Genomic DNA, 20,610 nt, shown 5'->3' on the forward strand with positions numbered 1-20,610 from the left:
AGGGCTACAATCGGCCGACGAAGCGCGCCTGCGCGCCGTCGCCGTTTCTGATCTTCAGCGGGAACGCGTAGATTTCGAGGCGCTCGCCGGCGACGGCGTCGAGCCCGCCGAGGTGTTCGGCGATCAACACGTCGTTTTCGAGCAGCGTCCGGTGGACCGGATACTCCGTCCACCCCTCCTCGCGGAACGGGCTCGCGAGGTCGGGCGTGATCGTGTCGAGACCCATCAACTCGACGTCGCGCTCGACGAGGTACTCCGCGACCTCCGTCGACAGCCACGGGTGCGGGTCGTAGTCGTCGTCGCCGTACTTGTGACACCAGCCGGTGTAAACGAGCACGATGTCGCCGTCCTCGACGTCGCCGGGTGCGTCCTCAAACTGCTCCAGCGTGATCTCGGTCGGCTCCTCGCGGGAGACGTCGACGACGACGCCCTCGCCGGCGAACGTCTCCAGCGGCAGCTCGTCGATCGTTTTCCCGCCGGGGACGAAATGCTTCGGCGCGTCGATGTGCGTCCCGACGTGGGTGACCGCGGTGAACTGCGTGACGTTGAACGTGTCCTCTTCGACGCAGCTGAGCGTCTCGAACGCCGGCGACGGATGGACGACCGAGTGGGGCATCCCCTCGTAGAAGTCCTGTGAGAGATCGTACCACTGTGGCATACCCTAAGCACGTTCTGGACGGGAAATAAACCTTCCTCCGGCGCGGTCGCTCGTGCGGCCAAAGAGGTATTAGGTGTGGCGGCGAGACGACGATATGGCGACGGTACTATCCGAAGACTGGTTACGGGACGCGGCACCGCGAGTCAACGACGACGACGGGTTCGGTCGCGTCTCGGAGGCGTTCGAGGCGACGGTCGTGTTCGGCGTCGACGGCGCGGACACGGCCGCGGCGTTTGCTGACGGTCACGTGACCGTCCTCGGCGATCCGGAGTACGAGACGTGGGACGTCGCGATGCGCGCACCAGAGGAGACGTGGGAGAAGATGCTCGCGGAGACGCCGCCGCCGAGACACCACGACCTGATCGGCGCGTGGCTGCAGGCCGACCTCGTTATCGAGGGCGACCTCCGGCTCGCGATGCGACACCTCCGCCCGCTGAAGCGGCTGGTGGCGGCCTTCCGGGAGGTCGAAACCAGATGAGCGACCACGAGCCGGGCGCGATCCGCGACCACGGCACCGAGGAACCGATCGAGGGCGGGTACGTCTGGATCGACGTGGACGACTGCCCCCACCGGATCTACTACGAGCGGGCGGGATCGGGCGAGCGACCGCTCGTCTGTCTGCACACCGCGGGGGCGGACTCCAGACAGTGGCGGCACGTCCTGAACGATCCCGAGATACTGGATCGGTTCACCGTCTACGCGTTCGATCTCCCGTGGCACGGACGCTCCTTCCCGCCGATGGACGAGCGGACGGACTGGCGCGACGACGCGTACCGGCTGACGACGGAGGCGTACGCTGACCACATCGTCTCCGTCGTGGAGACGCTCGATATCGAGGAGCCGGAACCGGCGGTGCTCGGATGCTCGATGGGCGGGGCGATCGTGCTCGAACTCGCTCACGCGCACGCCAACCGGTTCTGCGGCGTCGTCGGCGTCGAATCGACCGCGTTCGCCCCGAAGCGCGATCTGGGGTATCTGGGCGATCCGTCGATCAACGCCGAGGTGGTCCGCGGCGAGTGGGCCGAGGGGCTGCAGGCCCCGAACAGCCCCGACCGGTTCAAGCGGGAGAGCTGGTGGGTGTACGCCCAAGGCGGCCCGGGCGTCTACACGGGCGATCTGTACTTCTACGCGACCGACTGGGACGGGCGCGAGAAGATCACCGAGATCGACACCGACGCCTGTTCGGTCCACTTACTCACCGGGGAGTACGACTACTCCGCGCTCCCCGAGGACACCCGATCGGTCGCCGAGGAAATCGACGGCGCGACCGTCGAGATCATGGACGGCCTCGGCCACTTCCCGATGGTCGAAAATCCCTCGGCGTTCCGTGAGTACCTGCTGCCCGCGCTCGAATCGGTCGCCGCGGAGTGAGCTGCGGTTATAACCGCCATCGAGCGTTTCGACTCGATATATAAGTGTTTCAGGCCGCTCTGAGCGCCGATGGACGGCGTTCAGTTATAAATGATCGAGCGTCGCTCGCTCGTTTCTCGCGTCGCGTCCGCGCCCCATATATAAACGAGCCACCGTCGAGACCCGATCGACGCGGTTCTCTGAGGCACGTTTATAAATGGGCAGCTCGTTCGCGGAGCCCCGCCGCCGTTTATAACCGACCGAGTATCACTCGTCGCTCCAGAGTTCGCTCACGCCGACCGCCTCGCCGTCCTCCCAGACGTAGAATCCCTCGCCGGACTTCTTGCCGGTCTCGCCGGCGCGGACCTTCTGCTTGAGGATCTGCGGCGGTCGGAACCGGTCGCCGAGTTCCTCGGAGAGGTATTCGAGGATGTCAAGTCGAACGTCCAACCCGACGACGTCGGTGAGCTTCAGCGGCCCCATCGGGTGGTTGTAGCCGATCTCCATCACCGTGTCGATGGCCTCGGGTGAGGCGACGCCCTGTTCGACCATCCGCATCGCCTCGACGCCCAGCGTGACACCGAGTCGCGAGGACGCGAAGCCGGGAAAATCGCGGACGACGGCCGGCTCTTTGTCCATCTCCTCGACCAACGCGATCGCCGTCGCGAGCGTGTCGTCGTCGGTCTGGGCCGCGACGACGACCTCGACGATCGGCATGATGTGGACGGGGTTGAAAAAGTGGATGCCGACGGCGCGCTCGGGGCGATCGAGTACCGACGCGATCTCGGTGACCGAAAGCGACGACGTGTTCGTCGCGATGATCGCGTCGTCGTCGACGATCGCCTCCACGTCGGAGAACGTGTCGCGTTTGAGCTCCATCCGTTCGGGGACGGCCTCGATGACGAGGTCCGCGCCGCCGCAGGCGTCCTCGAGATCCGCCGTTCCGGAGAGTCGGTCGAGCGTCGCCTCCATCGTCTCGCGGTCGACGCCGTGTTCGAGCCCGTCCTCGAGGTTCGCCTCGATCTGTTCGAGCCCGTCCTCGACGAATTCCGATTCGATGTCGTAGAGGACGACCTCGTGGCCGGCCATCGCGCTGACTTGAGCGATACCGTGACCCATGGTCCCGGCACCGAGAACTGCTATCTGCATACGTCTCGATACTTTCCGTACGGGGACAAAACCTTTTTCGTCAGCGGCCGGCGGCGTTCGGGTCGCCGATCAGTACCCGCCGTAGGACTCATCGACGTGCTCGCCGGCTTCGATCAGCTCGTCACTCTCGAAGAGCTTCGCGACGGCGACGGCGTCCTCGTCGCCGTATCCCTCCGAGATCGCTTTCGTGTACAGCTGATAGATGATCGCGGTGACCGGCATCGAATGGTCGGTGTCCTCGCCGGTGTCGAGGGCGAGCCCGATGTCCTTGCGGGCGAGCGAGACGGGGAACCCGGGGTCGAAGTTTCGGTTGAGCGCGCGCGGCATCCGCTTTTCGAACTGGTTCGAGGACCCGCCGCCGTTTCGAAGCGCCTCGAGGAGCCGTTCGCCGTCCAACCCGCGCTCGGTCCCGAGCGAGACGGCCTCCATCGCCAACATGAGGTTGCCCATCGACATCACGTTGTTGAGCAGTTTGGCGGTGTGCCCGGCTCCAGACTGGCCGACGTGGAACGATTTGTTCGAGATCGCATCGAGCACTGGTTTGGCCGGCGGACTCGAAACGGCGTCGTCGGCACCGCCGACGAAGATCGTCAGCGTCCCCGACGCGGCACCCTCCGGACCGCCCGAAACCGGCGAATCGATCAGCGTGACGCCCCGTTCGGCCGCCACGAGTGCGACCTCCTCGGTCGTCGCCGGATCGATCGTACTCGCCTCGATCGCCACGAGGTCGTCCGCCCCCGCAGCGATCCCGTTCTCGCCGAGGTAGCTCTCGCGGACGGTGTCCGGGTTCGGGAGCGACGTGAGGACGACGTCGCTCGCTGCGGCGAGGTCGGCCGCGCTCGGATACGGTTCGATACCCCCTTCGGCGGCCCGCTCGCGAGCCTCCGGGACGACGTCGTAGCCGCGAACGTCGAATCCCGAATCGAGGAGGTGGCCGGCCATCGCGCTGCCCATACGACCCAGCCCGACGACTCCCACGGTCGGTTGTGACATGGATCTGCTTGCTTACGGTGGAGGATAAAGATTCGCCTGCGACGCGACGGAATCCTCAGAGCAACTCCGAGAGCAGTTCGAGGGCGTCGTCGACGTCCATGGAGCGGGGGCTGGCGCGGAGGTGTCGTTCGGAGGCGAGTGATGCTTCCGCGAGCGCGTCGAGATCGCCCTCCGCCGCGCCGAGTGCAGTGAGGTCGCCGTCGAACCCGACGTCGTCGCGCAGGGATCGGACGCCGGCGACGAACGTCGCGGCGCGGTGTCGCCTGGAGCCGGACGCGTCGTACAGGCGGTCGCCGAGAGAGGCGAACCGATCGAGCGCGGCGGGCGCGTTGTACTCGAGCACCGCCGGCATGACCGCGGCGATGGCTTCTGCGTGCGGGACGTGGTAGAGCGCGCCGACGCCGTAGGCGACCGAGTGGATCGCCGACTTCCCGCCGTTGACGCGGCCCAACATCGCCAGCGTGGCGGCCATCGACATCCCGACGCGCGCCTCGGGAGCATCGCCGCCGTAGAAGGTGGCATCACGGAGGTGCGTCTCGACCAGGTCCATCGCCCGCAGACACAGCGCGTCGGCGAACTCGTTCGAATCGGTCGAGATGTACGAACCGACCGCGTGGGCGAACGCATCGAGGCCGGTGCCGGCGGTCAGCCGGGACGGCAACTGCATCGAGAGGTCGGGATCGACGAGGGCGACGTCGGCGAACAGTACCGGATCGATGAGCCCTCGCTTCTCGCCGTCGTCGTCGAACAGGACGGCGGCCGGCGACACCTCGCTCCCGGTTCCGGACGTCGTCGGCAGCAAAATCGTCGGCGCGCTGTCCGCGAGCGGATCGTCCGATTCGAGCAGTTCGAGGAGGGAGCGATCGGACGCGACGGTCGCGGCGGCGGCTTTCGTCACGTCCATCGGGCTCCCGCCGCCCAGCCCCACTATGACGTCGGATTGGGCGGCCGCCTCGGCGGCGGCATGCGCGACCGAAACGGACGGGTCGGACTCGATCCCGTCGAAGATCTCGACGTCCAGTCCGGCGGTTTCGAGCGAGTCGACGACCGACTCGGCCAGCCCGGCTGCCCGAACGCCGGGATCGGTCACGAGCAACGCCCGGTCGCCGAATCGCGCGGCGCAGTCGCCCGTTTCCGCCACCCGTCCACGACCGAAGCGGAGCGCGTCCGGACCGCGAAGGTCGAACGCCTGGTCAAGCAGTGACATACGTTCCGGTGGGATCCAGACGGGCATAGTGGTTACTGTCCGGGCGTCGACGACGAGAGCGATCATCGTCTGGGGCGAAGCGGTCGACAGGTGGATTTATTTTCGACGGCGAAGACGAGCTACCATGTCGCAAACGAAAGTCGGCTACATCGGCGTCGACCACCATCACCGGGACCCCTACCTCCAGCTGTCCGCCCAGCTGCCGGTCGAGATGGTGGCGCTGTGCGAGCCGGGGAAGGAGTACACGGCGGCGGACATTCAGCCGCACACCGACCGGCCCGACGAGATCGCCACCGACGGCGCGGACATCGGCGAAATCGCGGACCGAGCGGCGATCTACGCCGATCCGACGGAACTGATCGCCGACGCCGGCGTGGACGTCATCTGGGTGACCTACCGAAACGACGAGGTGCCGGGCTTCATCGACGCGGCGATCGACCACGGCGTCGACGTGATCTGTGAGAAACCGCTGGCCCGAACCGCGGCCGACCTCCGGCCGCTGGCCGAGCGCGCCGACGAGGCCGACGTGACGATCGGCGTCAACTACATCTACCGCTACGCGGCTGCCGCCCAAGCCCTCAAAGCGCGGGTCGACGACGGGTTCTTCGGCGATATCTGGTCCGTCGACGGGCGCTACATCGGGAGCAAACTCGACTACCGGAATCGGTCGCACTACATCTACGACGACGCGATCAGCCGCGGCGGCTCGCTGCAGTGGATCGGGCTCCACTGGATCGACCTGTTCATGTACGTGTTGGGCGAGCCGATCACGTCGGTGTGTGCGCGGTCGAGAACGCCCGCAGACGGCGACATCGACGAGGGGATGGCCGTCCAGTTCGAGACCGAGTCGGGGATCATGGGCACCTTCCAGACGGGGTACTATCTCGGCGAACCCGAGAAGGACACGCGGTTCGCGGTCTACGGCGAGAACGCAACGGCGGACACGCCGCTCCACCACAACCGCGCGCGCCGATCGACCGTCCCGCTCGACATCGTCTCGGACGGTGACGCCTGGGCGACGGCTCCGAAACGCGGCACCGAGTTCGAGTACGGCTACGAGCGGTTCCCAGCGTGGGGCGACTACGTCTGGAAGTTCTTCGCCCACTACTTCGAGGGGCGCGAGTCCGGGGCGATTCCGGCGGACGTTCACGACGCGGTTCGGGTCCTGTCGGTGTTGGATGCGGCCTACGAATCCGCGGCGGGCGGCGGTTGGGTCGCGGTCGAGGACGTCTGAATCGAGCACGAAACTCCACAGTATCAACAAGGTTATTATCGGACGCAAGAGATGTACGACCAATGCCTCTCTCGGACATCAGTGTCGTCGACTTGAGCCAAGCCGTGGCCGGGCCGATCTGCGCCACGTTCATGGCGGATCTCGGGGCGGACGTGGTCAAGATCGAACGGCCCTCGGGCGACGTCTACCGGATCAATCGACGCGAGTTCAACGGAAAGCCGTTCAATCCGCCGTTCGAACTGTACAACCGAAACAAGCGGGCGCTCGGTCTCGATCTCAAATCGGACGACGGGAAGGAGATCTTCTACGACCTCGTCGAGAAAGCAGACGTTGTCCTGCAGAATTGGCCCCCCGGCGTCGCCAAGAAGTTGGGAGCGGACTACGAGACGTTGACCGAGTACAACGACGAACTCATCTACGTGCACGTTACCGGGTACGGCGAGACCGGCCCGGACGCCCGAAAACCCGCGATGGACACGATCATTCAGCACCTCTCCGGGTTTTCGAGCATTCTGGGATACGACGACGATCGACCGCCAATCCGTTCGCAGTCGTCGCTCGCGGACTTCTACGCAGGATACAACGCGACGATCGCGACAATGGGCGCGATCCGCTATCGCGACAAGGGCAACGGTGGTCAGAAGATCGACATTTCGCTGCTCGAATCGATGATGCACAACATGGATGGCGCGTTCGAGTACTACACGAACCTCGACGAGGAGCCACAGAAAGGGCGAGGGAACGCCTTTTTCAATCCGGACATGCTCTACGGCGCGGCGAAGGCCGAGGACGAGTGGATCTGCGTCGCCCTCCTGTTGTACTCCGAGCGCGTGTGGGAAGGGATGTGCCGAATCCTCGATCGACCGGATCTCTACGAGAAACCCGAGTATGAAGACGACGGCGCGCGCGTCGAGGACGCGGAGTACCTGACCGGACTGTTCGAGGAGTGGCTGGCGACACAACAGGCCGACGAGGCGGTCGAGACGCTCCTCGAGCACGGCATCCCCGCGGCTCGTCACAACTCGATCAAGGACACGGCGGAACTCGAACAGGTGGCTGCGCGAGAGGTCTTCGTCGACGTCGAACACCCGCGATACGGTGATCTTACGCTCACGGACACGCCGATTCGGATGTCGAAGTCCGAGCCGTCGATCGATCGACCCGCACCCTTGCTCGGCCAGCACAACCGCGAAGTCCTCGAAGAACACGGCTACTCCGAGGAGGAGATCGAATCGCTGATCGAGCGCGGCGTGTTGGTCTCCGAAGAGCCGTAGGCGATCGTTCACGCCGATAGATCGCGAGAGACGCACCACGAAAGGTTTAGAACGGTATCGGGCGTTGTTCGGTCCGTATGACGGAAACAGATCACGAGCGGCGTATCGTTGGCGGTTGGGAGGGTCGATACTACGAGGATTTCGAGGTCGGGGACGTGTACAAACACCCGTACGGGCGGACGGTGACGGAGACGGACAACGTCTGGTTCACCAATCTGACGATGAACCTCAATCCGATGCACTTCAACGAGCCGTACGCCGCGGAGACGGAGTTCGGCGAGCGACTCGTCGACGGCACCTTCGTCATCGCGTTGGCGGTCGGGATGAGCGTCATCGACATCACGCAGAACGCGACGGCGAACCTCGGGTACGACGACATTCGTCATCACGCGCCTGTGTATCACGGTGATACGATCTTCGCCGAGAGCGAGGTGCTCGAAAAGCGCGAGAGCAGCTCCCGCGACCACGTCGGCATCGTCACCACGGAACTCCGCGCGTACAACGAGGACGACGAGAAAGTGCTCTCGCTGAAGCGCACGCCGATGGTGCTCAAACGCGAGTTCGCCCAGCCGTCCGCCGAGCAACCCACCGGCTGGCCAGAAGGCATCGGCACGCAGTCAGAGGACCTGTAACGGGGAATACGGCTTCCCACATGTCGAACCGGTAAATTTGAGCCGCTACAGGCTCATATACATCAGGTTAGTCCGTTATCCACTCGTACGGTTCGTCACGGACCGCACACAGTCATTCGCGAGGCGCGAATGGCCATTCGCGGCACGATCGATTCGATCGAGTACCTACGAGACACGCTCAGTGCGTGCATGCCGGTGTAGTGCGGTATATGCGGACTCACTGGGAAACGATGGTCGATCTGCGCCGGCTTATCGCGGACAGTTCTGCGAATCTGAATTCGTGAGGCGGGAATTATATACGTGTGCGACGTTATATCACGGCTATGGCAGCAACCCCCAACCGCCGAACGCTCGCCACGACCGAGACGTCGCTTCGGGTCATCGAGGCGCTCAAAGACGTCGGCGGGGCCCGCGTGACCGAACTCGCAGAGGAGATGGATCTGGCCGCGAGCACCGTGTACAGCCACCTCGCGACGCTCGAAGACGCCGAATACGTGATCAAAGACGGTGACACGTACCGCCTCGGATTGATGTTCTTGGATCTCGGCGAGCACGTCCGAAAGAGCAACGAGTACTTTTCGCTCGCCGAATCGAAGGTCGAACAGCTGGCGGAGGAAACAGGGGGCCGAGCACACTTCATCGTCGAGGAGCACGGACAGGGGGTCTACGTTTACACGAAATCTGGCAAACACGCCGTGAAGACGTTTTCGCGGGACGGTCGGCGGTTGGGGCTGCACCGGACGGCGGCCGGGAAGGCGATCCTCGCGGCGCTTCCGCGACGTTGCACCGAGGAGATCATCGACAAACACGGGCTGCCGCGGCGGACGAGCAACACGATCACCGACCCCGACGTGCTGTTCGCGGAACTCGAAACGATCCGAGAGCGGGACGGGATCGCGTTCAACAAAGAGGAACAGCTCCGCGGCGTCCGGGCGGCCGGCGCGCCGGTCCGCGGACCGAACGGCTCGGTGATCGGCGCGCTCAGCGTTTCCGGGCCAACCCATCGGATGAAGGACGAACGGCTCCACGAGGAGGTCCCGAACGTCATTCTCGGGACGGCGAACGAGCTCGAGCTCGAGATCGAGTACGCGTGATTACAAACAAAATTAATATTGTTATAGAAAGGACCAGGGAAGGACGAAGTTCAAAATAATAGCATTAATTTTGTTAGTGTTTGCGAAACACGAATGCCTCGTGTAAACATATGACGTGATAAGGACACTCCCGCTCGGTCCACCGAGCGGAGACCCGTCCGTTGCCAATCAACTATAAGTGCGAGAGGCCGAAACGACGCGCATGAAGTTCGGGATCTTCCCCACGGAGGGAGGCACCAGCTGGGAGGGCGTCACTGAGCAATGCCGGACCGCGGAGGCCCTCGGCTTCGAATCGTGCTGGGTCAACGACCACCAGGTGACCGAAGACGACAACTACTGGCCGGCCCCCCTGATGCGCCTCGCGAGCGTCGGGACGGCGACGAATTTGGAGCTCGTCACCTCGGTGTTGATCCTCCCGCTATATCACCCGTTGCACGTCGCCCAGCAGGCAGCGATGCTCGATGTCATCTCGGACGGTCGGCTCACGCTCGGTGTCAGTCTCGGCTACGTCGAAAAGGAGTTCGAGGCGCTCGACGTGCCGATGGACGAGCGTGCCGGTCGGCTGATCGAAGGGGTCCGATTCCTCGACGAGTTCTTCACGGTCGAGGAGTCGATCAGTTTCGAGTGTCCGTTCTTTTCGATCGATGACTGGGAACCGATGCCGCAGACGGTCCAAAAGCCCCGACCACCGATCTGGATCGGCGGATGGGGCGACAAACAGATCGGCCGCTCGGTGCGGTTCGGCGACGCGTGGGTTCCCGGCGTGGTCGCGGACCTCGACGAACTCGCGGTTCGCAAGGAGAAACAGCGCTCGCTGATCGGCGACGAGGACGCGTGGGGCGAGATCGACCATCCGCTCATGAGAGAGGCGGTCATCGCCGAAACCCACGAGGAAGCCGTCGAACTCGGCGAGAAGTACCTCCACACCTCCTACGCGGCGGAGTACAGCGGCGCGTTCTCGCATCCGCTCTTGGATCCCGAGGACGTTCGCGACTTCGAGCGACTCGCGGAGGAACGCTTCTTCGTCGGTACTCCGGAGGAGGTGATCGAACAGATCGAGGCGATGCGCGATCGGATCCCGCTCGATCACCTCGCGCTCAGGTTCCACCACAGCGGCATGGACCACGAGACGGTGCTCGAACAGATCGAACTGTTCGGCGACGAGGTCATCCCGGCGTTCGGCTAGCTCGACAAGTCGCTCACGTGGAGTGAGTGACCGAGCCGAGGCGGGGGAAAGACCAATACTTTCCGCGCCTTCAGTGCAGGGGAGTCATGCGAGAAGCCGAAACACCGACACTTCGAGAGTTCGAGACGTGGCTGAGCCTCTTTAGCGACGGTCCGATTCCGGAGGAACACCGATGGCGGGCGTGGTTCTGCGTCGCCGAGTACGAACTCGACGACTTCGAGGCACTCTCGGAGACGCTCACGAATAACGACGCGTCTGGAAGCTTCGCGTTTCTGGGCCGCGACGCCGACGAGCAGGCGGCGATCATCGAGACGCTCGACGCCGATAGCCACGAGATCGCCTTTCACTCCCACCGCCACCACACCTACGCCGATCTCTCCTACGACGACGCTCACGACGCTATCGCCACCGGCATGACCGCCATCGAGAACGCCACCGGTATCACCCCCGACGGCTTCTTCGTCCCGTTTCTGACGGTGAGTGAAGGCGCGGTCACGGCCATCGAGGAGATCGGCTTCGAGTGGATGCTAGGCCGTCCCGAACGCGACCCGGCGGGCGTCGAGGTGCTCGATCCCGTCACCCCGTTCGACACGAGACGGCTGGAGCGGCACGATCCCGAGGAGGCGCTGGCACAACTCCAAGCGGAGGCCGAAGCGGGCGACGCCCCGTTCCTGTTCCACCCGCCCGTCGTGGAGTACCACGACGGGCTTGAGGCCTTCGAGGAGTGGATCGAAACCGTTCGGCCGGTCACCGTCGCCGAGCAGTTGGCGAGCGGCGGGACCGGCGTGGTCCTGGACTGTGTCCGCCCCGTTCGGATCCAGTAGGCTGGGACGAAGTGGCATCGTTTATTCTAATCGGTCACGAAGTGCGCGCATGGACGAGACGGTAACGATCATCGGCGGCGGTATCGCGGGTGCCAGCGTGGCCTATCACCTCAGTGAACACACCGAGGCGTCGATCACGGTGTTCGAGCGAAACGCCATCGGAGCGGAGACGACCGCCAGATCGACGGCCGTGTTCCGGCAGATGGGCGACTCGGAACTCGATCCGATGAAGCGATATGCGATGCGGCTGTACAACGAGTTTCTGGCCGACCCGAGGGCGACGCCGCGATACGATCCGATCGGACGGCTCGAACTGGCGACGGACGACGAGCACGCGGCCCCGTTGCGGGCGGCCGAGCCGTCAGTCGGCGCGTACGTCGAGGGCGAGGAGCTAGCAGCCATCACGCCCGTTCCGGAGCTCGAAACCGACGCCGTCACCGGCGCGCTGTACGACCCCAACGCGGGGATCTTCAGCCCCGTCGAACTCACCCACGAGTTCGTCGAGCGCGCCCGCGAGAACGGCGTCGAGTTTCTGTCGAACACCGAGGTCACCGACATCGAGACCGACGACGGTGGCGTGACGGCGGTCCGAACCGTGTCGGAACGACATCCGACGACGCGGGTCGTCTGTGCTGCCGGTCCCTGGAACCTCGCGCTCGGCCGACTCGTCGGGCTCGAACTCCCGCTCCGACACACGCTCGCGCCGATCGCCCGTCTGGAGCCGACGGAGGCGCTCCCCCACCCGCTCCCCAACATCAAACACGGCGCGTCGGGGTACTACTTCCTCGGCCAGCCCGATGGCACGGTGTTGGTCGGGCACTCGCCGGGGAGCTACGCGGACGCGGGCACGGAGTACGACCCGGAGACGGTTCCGGAGACGGTTCCCGAGGAAGTCCGGTCTGGGATGACGGACGCCATCGAGCGGTTCCTCCCGTCGCTGTTGGACGCCGAGATCGTCGAGGAGTGGGTCGGCGTTCGATCGCTCACGCCAGATGGCCACCCGATCGTCGGTCCGACGGCCGTCGACGGCTTCTCGATCGTCGCGTTCAATTCCGAGGGGATCCAACTCGCGCCGGCGACCGGTCGGGTGATCGCGGCGAACGTCGCTGACGAAACGCAACCCGGCTACGCCGAGGCCGTGTCACCCGCTCGGTTCGACGGCGACTGGACGGGGGAGTGATCGACGGATGAACGTACTCGTCATCGGGGGCGGGATCGTCGGCACCAGCGTCGCCTACCATCTGAGTCGACGTGACGGCGTGGACGTGACGCTGTTCGAGCGAGGCGAAACGCTGGGGTGCGAAACGACCGGCAAGTCGAGTGTTGGGCTCCGTCAGTACGGCACCGACGAGACGCAGCTTCGGATGAAGCGGTACGGAAAGCGACTCTACAACGAGTTCATGGCCGAGGCGTCGGACATGCGGTACGAGCCGACGGAGGTCATCCACGTCGCGACGAGCGAGGCGGGACGCGAGACGATCGAGCGCACGCGAGCGAGCGAGCATCCGATGGGGTCGCCCTCGGAGCTCGTCGAGGGATCGGAGCTTCACGACGTGCTCGTCGTCCCGGAGATCCGAGAGGGGTCGATCGAGTCGGCTCTGTATCGACCGAACGGGGGCTACTTCCGATCACCGGAATCGCTCGTCCACGCCTTCGCGGACCGCGCGGCATCCGCCGGTGCGACCGTCGCGACCGGGACGGAGATAACGGATATCACGGTCCGAGAAGGTCGCGTCGAGGGCGCGGTGGCCGACGGTGAACGGCACGCGGGTGCTGTCGTCTGTGCGGCGGGGCCCTGGAACAACGCGATCGCCGACATGGCCGGCGTCGATCTCCCCGTCCGCCAGGAGCGACTCCATCTGCTCGAACTGGAACCGTCCGAACCGCTCACCCGGACGCTCCCGAAGATTCGTCACGTCGAAACCGGGATCACGTTTCGAGGCCGGCCGAACGGCCGCGTCTTGGTGTATCACGCCGAGCCAGCCGAAGACCCCTACGCCGCCGCGGACGTGGTCGATCCGGACGAGCCCGCCGAAGTTCCGGAGTCGGTCACGTATTCGATACTCGAGTCCGTCGAGTCGATCGCTCCGACTCTCTCGGACGCCGAAGTCGTCCACGAGGACGTCGCGTACACCTCTCGGACCCCCGATGGGAACCCGGTCGTCGGCTGGACCGACACGCCCGGGTTCTCGATCGCGGCGCTGCACTCGCGGGGGGTCCAGTACGCGCCCGCGATCGGCGACGTCATCACCAGACAGCTTGTCAACGACGACCCGACGACGCACTACCCGGACATCTCCATCAGCCGATTCGACGGCTATGCCGACGACCGCCCGTAGGGCATGGGGCGGTCGGCCACCGTAGGTATTTGTAGAATCCGACCGATTGTGCGGTATGGTCACTATCGATCTGCTCTTGGGCGGTATTCCTGGGCGAACTGACGAGGGGTATCTCGGGCAGTCCTCGGTCGCGTTGCTCGACGGTGAAACGATCGTCGACACCGGCTCGCTCGCCCGCCGACCGATGCTCGTCGACGCACTCGAAACGGCGGGCGTCGATCCCGCGGACGTCTCCGACGTGCTGTTGACGCATCTGCACTTCGATCACGTCGACAACGTGGACCTGTTCTCGAATGCGACGGTACACGTCTACGACCCGGAACTCGAGCGCGCCGAGAACGGGGGGTTCGACTGGGCGACACCCCGGTCGGTCGCTGGACTGCTCGATGGGCGCGACGTCGTCCGATTCACCGAGGGCGAGGTACTCGACGGTATCGAAGCGGTCCACACTCCCGGCCACGTCGAACACCACGTCTCGTTTATCGTCGAGGACGGGATGACCTACGGACTGACCGGCGACGCCGTCAAGAACGTCCGGGAGTTCGAGACGCGGAACCCGTTCACCATCTACGACGACGGGATCGGCCGCGAGACGCTCGACGCGCTGGCCGAGCGCCTCGATTTCGTCGTTCCCGGTCACGATGTTCCCTTCTACGTGACCGAATCGGGCGGAGCCGCCCCCTGCGGGGACGTCGACCTCACAGTTCGGCTCCAACTCGGCGCGGACAGCGAGACGCACGTCGGTATCAGAAGCGATCGATCGGACGTTCGAGCGTTACCCGACGGAGTCCGGGAAGTCGGCTCGAAACAGTCGTTCGAGTAGCGCCGACTGAATCAGGCGTCGCCGACGCTGTCAGCCGCCTCGATTCCCGCGGTCCGACCCGAGGTGAACAGCCACAGGTGGTGATGGCCGTGGCCGAATCGGAGCGGACCGGCCGCCGTGTCGCCCACGGCGTACAGCCCGTCGATCGGCGCACCATCCCCATCGAGCGCCTCCGAGCGCGTGTTCACCGCGACCCCGCCGTCGGTGATGAGCGAGTACGGGTGGATCGGGCCGAGCGCGTAGTACGGGGCCGAGCGGAGTTCGCCAGCGAAATCCGTTCGTCCGTATCGATCGATGCGTTCGCCGGTCGCGGCGGCGTTGTACTGATCGAGCGTCGCGGTGAGCATGTCGGCGTCCATACCGGCCTCGTCGGCCAGTTTCGCCGGATCTGTCGCCGAGACCAGATACTCGGTTTCGGCGTAGTCGCCGACGTAAGCGTACGCGGACCCGGGGAACGTCGAGACGTAGTCGGGCCACGACGAGAACGCGTCGGCGACGTCGGCGTCGAAGACGAGATAGCAGGCACCGTCGGCCGCCAGATGCGTCGACGAGAACAGCTGGTCGTAGTCGACTAGTTCGTTGACGTACCGGCTGCCGTCGCCGTCGACGAGGATCGCCCCGGCGTCGGTCAGCGCGGGCACGTTTGGCTCCGTCCACAGCGGCTCGCCGACCCGGAACGACAGCCACTGGAGGTCCATGTTCCGGAGCGCCGCGCCGGCGTCCCTGGCCATCCGGTGGCCCGCGCCGGAGCCGTGCTCGCTGACCGCCGTCGCGTGGTGGTCCGTCGTGAACGTCCGTCTGAGCTCCCGGTCAGCGACGAAACCGCCGGTCGCCAGCACGACGCCACCTCGCGATTCGACGACGGCGTCGTCAGTGCGAACGCCGACGACCCTGTCGCCGTCGGTCACCAGTTCCGCGACCGGCGTGTCGGTTCGAACGTCGACGCCGGTCTCGCGGACGGCGGCACCCAAAACCTCGGCGTAGGCGTCCGTGTTCGGTTGGACGTTGTGCATCCGCGGGACTCGGTGTGGCGGCTCGGGATACGGCCCCTCGAACCGCAAGCCCTGCTCGCAGAGCCACTCGAAGGTGTCCGCGCCGCGTTCGACCATCGCCCGTCGGAGCGCGAGGTCGTCCTTTGCGAGCAGGTCGCCCTGCCGGTCGAGGTTGAGGTGGCGGGGCGATTCGAGCGCCTGCTCGACGAACTTCCCGATATCTTCGACGTGGGCGTCGACGGAGTCAACGATCCCGGCGTCGGCCTGCAGTTCGGTCCCCGTCGCCGAGTAGCTCCCGATCGACATAGCGGTCGCGCCGCCCAGTTCACCGGTGCGTTCGAGAAGAAGCACGTCAGCATCCGTCTCGCGCGCCGACAGCGCGGCCGCCATCCCGGCCCCGCCGCCGCCGACGACGATCACGTCGATCGTTTCCGCTGCACTCGCCTGAGTCATGTCGGACCCAACCACCGAGCGCACTTAGCTGTGGCCCCGCCGTCGCGATGCGTCGGGCGTCGGACCGACCGTCACCGGCGGCCGGCAGTAGGTTGAAGGGGGCGCGCCACGACGCTTCGCGCATGACCGACGAACGAACCGGGAAGTTATCGTACATGGTGGAGCCGGAGAACGTCCAGATCAAGGAGTATCCGGTTCCCGATCCGGAGCCGGGCGCGGTACTGACCGAGGTCGAACGGGCGAACGTCTGTGGCTCCGAACTCCACATCTGGCGTGGACACCATCCGGAGGTCAAAGACGGCGCGCTCGGACACGAGGCGCTCTGTCGGATCGAAGAACTCGGCGAGGGCGTCGAGACGGACTACGCGGGGAACCCGATCGAACCGGGCGATCTGGTCGCCCCCGCGTACTTCATCACGTGTCGAAAGTGTCCGGCCTGTCAGAACGGGCAGTTCAACCTCTGTGAGAACGCGTACAAGCACTGGTCGAAATCGCCCGAGGAGCCACCGCACTTCCACGGCACCTTCGGCACGCACTACTACATCAACCCGGACCAGTACTTCTACAAAGTGCCGGAGGGGTTGGACGAGAACATCGCCGCGGGTGCGAACTGCGCGCTGTCGCAGATGATCTTCGGGATCGACAAGGTCGACCTCTCGGAGGGCGAGACGGTCGTCGTGCAGGGAGCCGGTGGGCTCGGGCTCAACACCATCGCCGTGGCGAAAGAGCGCGGCGCGAACGTGATCGTCATCGAGGGCGTCGATGGGCGACTGGAGCGCGCCGAGGCGTTCGGTGCCGACCACACGATCGACTTCCGCGAGTACGAGACCGTCGACGCACGCGCGGAGCGAGTCAAAGAGTTGACCGACGGCGTGGGTGCCGACGTCGGGGTCGAGGTCGCGGGTGTGCCTCCGGCCTTCTCGGAGGGGATCCATCTCGTCAGGAAGGGCGGTCGGTACCTCGAAATCGGCAACGTCAGCCCGGGCCACACCACGGAGTTCGATCCCGGACTGCTCACTCGGCGGGCCATCGAGATCAACCCGGTCGTCCGGTACGATCCGTGGTACCTGCGGCGCGCCCTCGAATTCCTCGACGAACACGCCGAGGACTACCCCTACGATCAACTGATCGACACGGAGTTCGACCTCTTGGACGTCTCCGAGGCGCTCGAGCGTTCCGATAGCCGCGAGGTCACGCGGGCAACGCTGCTGCCGCACTAACCGCCGGTACGTCTCGGTAGACGTGTTTCGCAGTGTCGAACGTGAACTGGAAGCTCGTCTATTGATCCGAAATAAGCGGACAGGGAACGGTTGAAGGGGAAGTCGGAGACACCGCTCCAGTGGCCGATCCACGGACGGCCGCTCTTTGCACGTGTCGCTCCCGATCGTTCCGAGGCCTTTTTGCAGCACACGCTGTGGTCGCCGAAAGACGTCTCGACCCGGTCTAGGAACCACTCGTCGTGGTAGACCTGCCCGATCCTACCCCACGAGTGAGCCAGTGAACACGGGCCCGATCGACAGTGAGAATCCTCACGCACGGCCGCATTTGATGGCGATGTTGTCCGAAATGTCCGGACACAGAACCCAGTTCGTCCGCAACCCCGACAGACATCAGAATCGCCGGCACCGAACACGGGGGCACGCTTAATACGTCGGTGGGCGACCCATCCGATATGTCGAACGTCACATACGATTTCGACGGAGACACCGTCATCATCACGGGCGGAAGCTCCGGAATCGGCAGACGGATCGCGCTGGATTTCGGAGCCGCCAGCGCGACGGTGTTGATCGCGGACATCGACGAGAAGCCGGGCGACGGCTCCGAGCCGACGCACGTCGCGATCGAGGACGCGGGCGGGACCGCAGCGTTCGTCGAGACGGACGTCTCCGATCCGGATCGGATCGCGGCGGTCGTCGAGGCGGCGCGCGACTACGGCGGCGTCGACGTGATGGTCAACAACGCGGGGACCATCGCCCGTAAGGGCGTCTTGGACGCGACTCCCGAGGAGTACGACCGCGTCCAGGCGATTAACGCACGAGCCGTCCTCCTCGGTTGTCAGTACGCCGCCGCGGACATGATCGACCGGGGCGTCGAGGGGACGATCCTCAACACGTCCTCGATAAGCTCCGAACACTCGCTGCACGATCACATCAGCTACGACGCTTCGAAGGGCGCGGTCCGGATGATCACGCGGACGGCCGCGCTCGATCTCGCCGAGTACGGCATTCGGGTGAACGCGATCGCCCCCGGATTCACCGCGACGCAGCTCTCGGCGTCGGGGCCAGAGGGCGTCCGAGAGGCCGTCGAGTCGGGCGAGATCATGAAGCCGGTCCCGATCGGCCGGGCGGCCGAGCCCGAGGAGATCGCCGCCGGCGCGCTCTTTTTGTGCAGCGACGCGGCCTCGTACGTGACCGGCGAGCAGCTCTACGTCGACGGCGGCTACCAGATACTCTGAACCCCAAGAGCCAAGATTCGGACGGCGCTACGACGGGCAATGACGCTGTATTTCGAGGATCTGTCGATCGGCGATCGATACGAGGTCGGCGAGTACACAGTCGCGAAAGACGAGATCATCGCCTTCGCCGAGCAGTTCGACCCGCAGCCGTTCCACACGGACGAAGAAGCCGCGAAGGACTCGGTGTTCGGCGAACTTGTCGCGAGCGGACTCCACACGCTGTGTCTGTCGGTCCGGCTGTTCGTCGCGGAGTTCGTCAACCGCGAGGATGGGCTCGCCAACATGGGCGGGTTGGGCATGGACGACCTCCGGTGGCACGCGCCCGTTCGCCCGGGCGAGACGCTCCGCGTCGAGGTGGAGGTGGCCGAAAAGAACCCCTCAGAGAGCCACGACGATCGCGGCTACGTCGAGTTCGAGCGGCACGTCTACACCGACGACACCGAGGTCATGACCGTCCGCTCGTACAACATCGTTCGGCGGCGGTCGGCGGTCGAGTGAACGCTGCCGGGGGCGGCGACGGAGCGACGACGCCCACCCCGAGAGCTATTACCGCGGGTTTCGAACGAGTTGACGCATGTCCGACTTTCCAAGCGACGAATGGGCACAGGAGGTCGCAGCGACCGTGAACGACGACGCGGAGTTCGCCCGAATCGCCCGCGAGTTCGACGCGACCGTCCGCTTCGATTTCGGCGACGACGCGTACGCGTTCGAACTCGGTGACGGGGGGGTCCGATCGGTCCGCGACGCAACGGCGTTTTCGAGCTGGGACCTCGTCTTGCGGGCCCCGATGGGGACCTGGGAGACGTTCCTCTCTGAGTCCCCGCCGCCGTTCTACAACGACCTCCGGAGCGTCTGGACCCAACACGACATGACGATCGAGGGCGACGTACTGACGGCGATCCAACACTGGCGACCGCTGAAGTATCTGGTCGAGGTGTTCGGGGAGGTACGCCGATGACGCTCGGCGAGGACGTCGAGAACGGACACCACGACCCGATCGAGGGGCGATACGTGTGGCTCGAGTTCGACGACGAGACGTATCGAACATTCTACGAGGTGGCCGGCGACGGCGATGTGCCCCTGATCGTCCTCCACACGGCGGGCGCTGACTCACGGGAGTATCGCCACCTACTCTGCGACGAGCGACTCGGCGAGCAGTTCACCATCTACGCGTTCGACATGCCGTGGCACGGGCGGAGCTATCCGCCGCTCGCGGATCGGTGGTGGGAGCGCGATTACCGGCTCACCACGGACTTCTACGCGGGCTTCATCGTCCACTTTGCGCGCACGCTCGGACTCGACGACCCGGTCGTGATGGGCTGTTCGATGGGCGGGGAGATCATCCTCGAGTTGGCGAGCACGTACGCCGAGGAGGTCCGCGCCGTGATCGGCCTCGAGACGACTGACTTCGTGCCGAGTGATCGAGGATACATCGACGACCTTCAGACCATTCTCACGCACCCGGAGGTAGATCAGGAGGTGTTCCGTCCGGAGTGGATCCACGGACTGCAAGCGCCACAGAGTCCCGAACACAACAAGCGCGAGACGTGGTGGATATACAGCCAGGCGGGCCACGGCGTCTACGCCGGCGACATCGACTTCTACGCCCGCGAGTGGGACGCCAGAGAGCAGGTCGCCAATATCGACACCGACGAGTGCGGTGTGTACCTCTTGACTGGCGAGTACGACTTCTCCGGTCGCCCGGAAGACACAGAGCGCGTGGCCGAGCGGATCGACGGCGCGACGATCGAGATCATGGACGAAATGGGCCACTTCCCGCCGGTCGAGAACCCCGAGGCGTTCCGCGAGTACCTGTACCCGATCGCCGAGGAGATCGTCGAGGAGTAGCGGCCCGAACGGACGTTGATCTGAAGAGATCTCGTAGCCGACCGAGTATACGCGATCCGCAGGCCGGGGTCAGAGGACGTTATAAAGAGCAAGGAGAAT

At 65.1% G+C, this 20,610-nt stretch carries 21 protein-coding genes; 16 read left to right on the top strand and 5 right to left on the bottom strand.

Features of this window, described 5'->3' with window-relative positions:
- Positions 1–4 precede the first annotated feature (4 nt).
- Positions 5–658 carry a cyclase family protein gene (locus tag DM868_RS06860; protein WP_137276125.1) on the bottom strand — a complete coding sequence of 218 codons (654 nt, stop codon included), beginning with the start codon at positions 656–658 and terminating at the stop codon, positions 5–7.
- 94 nt (positions 659–752) lie between these two features.
- On the opposite strand from DM868_RS06860, the gene DM868_RS06865 reads away from it, so the two are divergent.
- Positions 753–1,136: an SCP2 sterol-binding domain-containing protein gene (locus tag DM868_RS06865; RefSeq protein ID WP_137276126.1), complete on the top strand. Its 384-nt coding sequence runs from the start codon at positions 753–755 to the stop codon at positions 1,134–1,136.
- A complete protein-coding gene (locus tag DM868_RS06870; RefSeq protein ID WP_137276127.1) occupies positions 1,133–2,029 on the top strand; it encodes an alpha/beta fold hydrolase in 897 nt (298 codons plus the stop codon). Before DM868_RS06865 ends, DM868_RS06870 begins: the two co-directional genes overlap by 4 nt.
- A gap of 246 nt (positions 2,030–2,275) precedes the next feature.
- On the opposite strand, the gene DM868_RS06875 is transcribed toward DM868_RS06870, so the two are convergent.
- From DM868_RS06875 to DM868_RS06885, 3 genes are all read right to left on the bottom strand, one after another.
- Entirely contained in the window at positions 2,276–3,157 is an 882-nt protein-coding gene (locus DM868_RS06875) for a 3-hydroxyacyl-CoA dehydrogenase family protein (protein ID WP_137276128.1), read from the bottom strand.
- Positions 3,158–3,226: 69 nt separating this feature from the next.
- Complete coding sequence (locus DM868_RS06880; RefSeq protein WP_137276129.1) at positions 3,227–4,150, bottom strand: NAD(P)-dependent oxidoreductase; 924 nt, start codon at positions 4,148–4,150, stop codon at positions 3,227–3,229.
- 55 nt (positions 4,151–4,205) lie between these two features.
- On the bottom strand, positions 4,206–5,357 hold the full coding sequence (locus DM868_RS06885) for an iron-containing alcohol dehydrogenase family protein (protein WP_170964442.1): 1,152 nt from the start codon (positions 5,355–5,357) through the stop codon (positions 4,206–4,208).
- 124 nt (positions 5,358–5,481) lie between these two features.
- Here DM868_RS06885 and DM868_RS06890 point away from each other — a divergent pair, with 124 nt between their 5' ends.
- From DM868_RS06890 to DM868_RS06930, 9 genes are all read left to right on the top strand, one after another.
- Positions 5,482–6,591, top strand: coding sequence for a Gfo/Idh/MocA family protein (locus DM868_RS06890; protein ID WP_137276131.1), 1,110 nt, complete (start codon positions 5,482–5,484; stop codon positions 6,589–6,591).
- Positions 6,592–6,653: 62 nt separating this feature from the next.
- Entirely contained in the window at positions 6,654–7,865 is a 1,212-nt protein-coding gene (locus DM868_RS06895) for a CaiB/BaiF CoA transferase family protein (protein WP_137276132.1), read from the top strand.
- Between the two features lie 77 nt (positions 7,866–7,942).
- On the top strand, positions 7,943–8,497 hold the full coding sequence (locus tag DM868_RS06900) for a MaoC family dehydratase (protein WP_137276133.1): 555 nt from the start codon (positions 7,943–7,945) through the stop codon (positions 8,495–8,497).
- A gap of 323 nt (positions 8,498–8,820) precedes the next feature.
- Complete coding sequence (locus DM868_RS06905; RefSeq protein WP_137276134.1) at positions 8,821–9,591, top strand: IclR family transcriptional regulator; 771 nt, start codon at positions 8,821–8,823, stop codon at positions 9,589–9,591.
- 202 nt (positions 9,592–9,793) lie between these two features.
- Complete coding sequence (locus DM868_RS06910) at positions 9,794–10,777, top strand: LLM class flavin-dependent oxidoreductase (RefSeq protein ID WP_137276135.1); 984 nt, start codon at positions 9,794–9,796, stop codon at positions 10,775–10,777.
- Positions 10,778–10,863: 86 nt separating this feature from the next.
- Positions 10,864–11,601 carry a polysaccharide deacetylase family protein gene (locus DM868_RS06915; RefSeq protein WP_137276136.1) on the top strand — a complete coding sequence of 246 codons (738 nt, stop codon included), beginning with the start codon at positions 10,864–10,866 and terminating at the stop codon, positions 11,599–11,601.
- Between the two features lie 49 nt (positions 11,602–11,650).
- On the top strand, positions 11,651–12,781 hold the full coding sequence (locus tag DM868_RS06920) for an NAD(P)/FAD-dependent oxidoreductase (protein ID WP_137276137.1): 1,131 nt from the start codon (positions 11,651–11,653) through the stop codon (positions 12,779–12,781).
- 7 nt (positions 12,782–12,788) lie between these two features.
- On the top strand, positions 12,789–13,940 hold the full coding sequence (locus DM868_RS06925; RefSeq protein WP_137276138.1) for an NAD(P)/FAD-dependent oxidoreductase: 1,152 nt from the start codon (positions 12,789–12,791) through the stop codon (positions 13,938–13,940).
- Between the two features lie 55 nt (positions 13,941–13,995).
- A complete protein-coding gene (locus DM868_RS06930) occupies positions 13,996–14,763 on the top strand; it encodes an MBL fold metallo-hydrolase (protein ID WP_137276139.1) in 768 nt (255 codons plus the stop codon).
- Between the two features lie 11 nt (positions 14,764–14,774).
- Here DM868_RS06930 and DM868_RS06935 read toward each other — a convergent pair whose 3' ends face one another.
- Positions 14,775–16,208 carry an FAD-dependent oxidoreductase gene (locus tag DM868_RS06935; protein WP_137276140.1) on the bottom strand — a complete coding sequence of 478 codons (1,434 nt, stop codon included), beginning with the start codon at positions 16,206–16,208 and terminating at the stop codon, positions 14,775–14,777.
- A gap of 122 nt (positions 16,209–16,330) precedes the next feature.
- On the opposite strand from DM868_RS06935, the gene DM868_RS06940 reads away from it, so the two are divergent.
- The 5 genes from DM868_RS06940 (at position 16,331) to DM868_RS06960 (ending at position 20,511) form a co-directional block, all read left to right on the top strand.
- Positions 16,331–17,428 carry a zinc-binding dehydrogenase gene (locus DM868_RS06940; protein WP_137276141.1) on the top strand — a complete coding sequence of 366 codons (1,098 nt, stop codon included), beginning with the start codon at positions 16,331–16,333 and terminating at the stop codon, positions 17,426–17,428.
- Between the two features lie 452 nt (positions 17,429–17,880).
- Complete coding sequence (locus DM868_RS06945) at positions 17,881–18,663, top strand: SDR family NAD(P)-dependent oxidoreductase (RefSeq protein ID WP_137276142.1); 783 nt, start codon at positions 17,881–17,883, stop codon at positions 18,661–18,663.
- A gap of 39 nt (positions 18,664–18,702) precedes the next feature.
- Positions 18,703–19,161: a MaoC family dehydratase gene (locus DM868_RS06950; protein WP_137276143.1), complete on the top strand. Its 459-nt coding sequence runs from the start codon at positions 18,703–18,705 to the stop codon at positions 19,159–19,161.
- Positions 19,162–19,237: 76 nt separating this feature from the next.
- On the top strand, positions 19,238–19,621 hold the full coding sequence (locus DM868_RS06955; protein WP_137276144.1) for a hypothetical protein: 384 nt from the start codon (positions 19,238–19,240) through the stop codon (positions 19,619–19,621).
- The gene (locus tag DM868_RS06960) at positions 19,618–20,511 is read left to right on the top strand and encodes an alpha/beta fold hydrolase (protein WP_137276145.1); all 894 of its coding nucleotides are present in this window, start codon (positions 19,618–19,620) and stop codon (positions 20,509–20,511) included. The genes DM868_RS06955 and DM868_RS06960 overlap by 4 nt, the downstream gene beginning before the upstream one ends.
- Positions 20,512–20,610: the final 99 nt, after the last annotated feature.

Source organism: Natronomonas salsuginis (genome assembly GCF_005239135.1).
Classification (GTDB): Archaea; Halobacteriota; Halobacteria; order Halobacteriales; family Haloarculaceae; genus Natronomonas; species Natronomonas salsuginis.

Coding starts and splice junctions, on each gene's coding strand:
- DM868_RS06860 (WP_137276125.1), bottom strand. CDS start 658: ATGCCACAGTGGTACGATCTCTCACAGGACTTCTACGAGGGGATGCCC.
- DM868_RS06865 (WP_137276126.1), top strand. CDS start 753: ATGGCGACGGTACTATCCGAAGACTGGTTACGGGACGCGGCACCGCGA.
- DM868_RS06870 (WP_137276127.1), top strand. CDS start 1,133: ATGAGCGACCACGAGCCGGGCGCGATCCGCGACCACGGCACCGAGGAA.
- DM868_RS06875 (WP_137276128.1), bottom strand. CDS start 3,157: ATGCAGATAGCAGTTCTCGGTGCCGGGACCATGGGTCACGGTATCGCT.
- DM868_RS06880 (WP_137276129.1), bottom strand. CDS start 4,150: ATGTCACAACCGACCGTGGGAGTCGTCGGGCTGGGTCGTATGGGCAGC.
- DM868_RS06885 (WP_170964442.1), bottom strand. CDS start 5,357: ATGTCACTGCTTGACCAGGCGTTCGACCTTCGCGGTCCGGACGCGCTC.
- DM868_RS06890 (WP_137276131.1), top strand. CDS start 5,482: ATGTCGCAAACGAAAGTCGGCTACATCGGCGTCGACCACCATCACCGG.
- DM868_RS06895 (WP_137276132.1), top strand. CDS start 6,654: ATGCCTCTCTCGGACATCAGTGTCGTCGACTTGAGCCAAGCCGTGGCC.
- DM868_RS06900 (WP_137276133.1), top strand. CDS start 7,943: ATGACGGAAACAGATCACGAGCGGCGTATCGTTGGCGGTTGGGAGGGT.
- DM868_RS06905 (WP_137276134.1), top strand. CDS start 8,821: ATGGCAGCAACCCCCAACCGCCGAACGCTCGCCACGACCGAGACGTCG.
- DM868_RS06910 (WP_137276135.1), top strand. CDS start 9,794: ATGAAGTTCGGGATCTTCCCCACGGAGGGAGGCACCAGCTGGGAGGGC.
- DM868_RS06915 (WP_137276136.1), top strand. CDS start 10,864: ATGCGAGAAGCCGAAACACCGACACTTCGAGAGTTCGAGACGTGGCTG.
- DM868_RS06920 (WP_137276137.1), top strand. CDS start 11,651: ATGGACGAGACGGTAACGATCATCGGCGGCGGTATCGCGGGTGCCAGC.
- DM868_RS06925 (WP_137276138.1), top strand. CDS start 12,789: ATGAACGTACTCGTCATCGGGGGCGGGATCGTCGGCACCAGCGTCGCC.
- DM868_RS06930 (WP_137276139.1), top strand. CDS start 13,996: ATGGTCACTATCGATCTGCTCTTGGGCGGTATTCCTGGGCGAACTGAC.
- DM868_RS06935 (WP_137276140.1), bottom strand. CDS start 16,208: ATGACTCAGGCGAGTGCAGCGGAAACGATCGACGTGATCGTCGTCGGC.
- DM868_RS06940 (WP_137276141.1), top strand. CDS start 16,331: ATGACCGACGAACGAACCGGGAAGTTATCGTACATGGTGGAGCCGGAG.
- DM868_RS06945 (WP_137276142.1), top strand. CDS start 17,881: ATGTCGAACGTCACATACGATTTCGACGGAGACACCGTCATCATCACG.
- DM868_RS06950 (WP_137276143.1), top strand. CDS start 18,703: ATGACGCTGTATTTCGAGGATCTGTCGATCGGCGATCGATACGAGGTC.
- DM868_RS06955 (WP_137276144.1), top strand. CDS start 19,238: ATGTCCGACTTTCCAAGCGACGAATGGGCACAGGAGGTCGCAGCGACC.
- DM868_RS06960 (WP_137276145.1), top strand. CDS start 19,618: ATGACGCTCGGCGAGGACGTCGAGAACGGACACCACGACCCGATCGAG.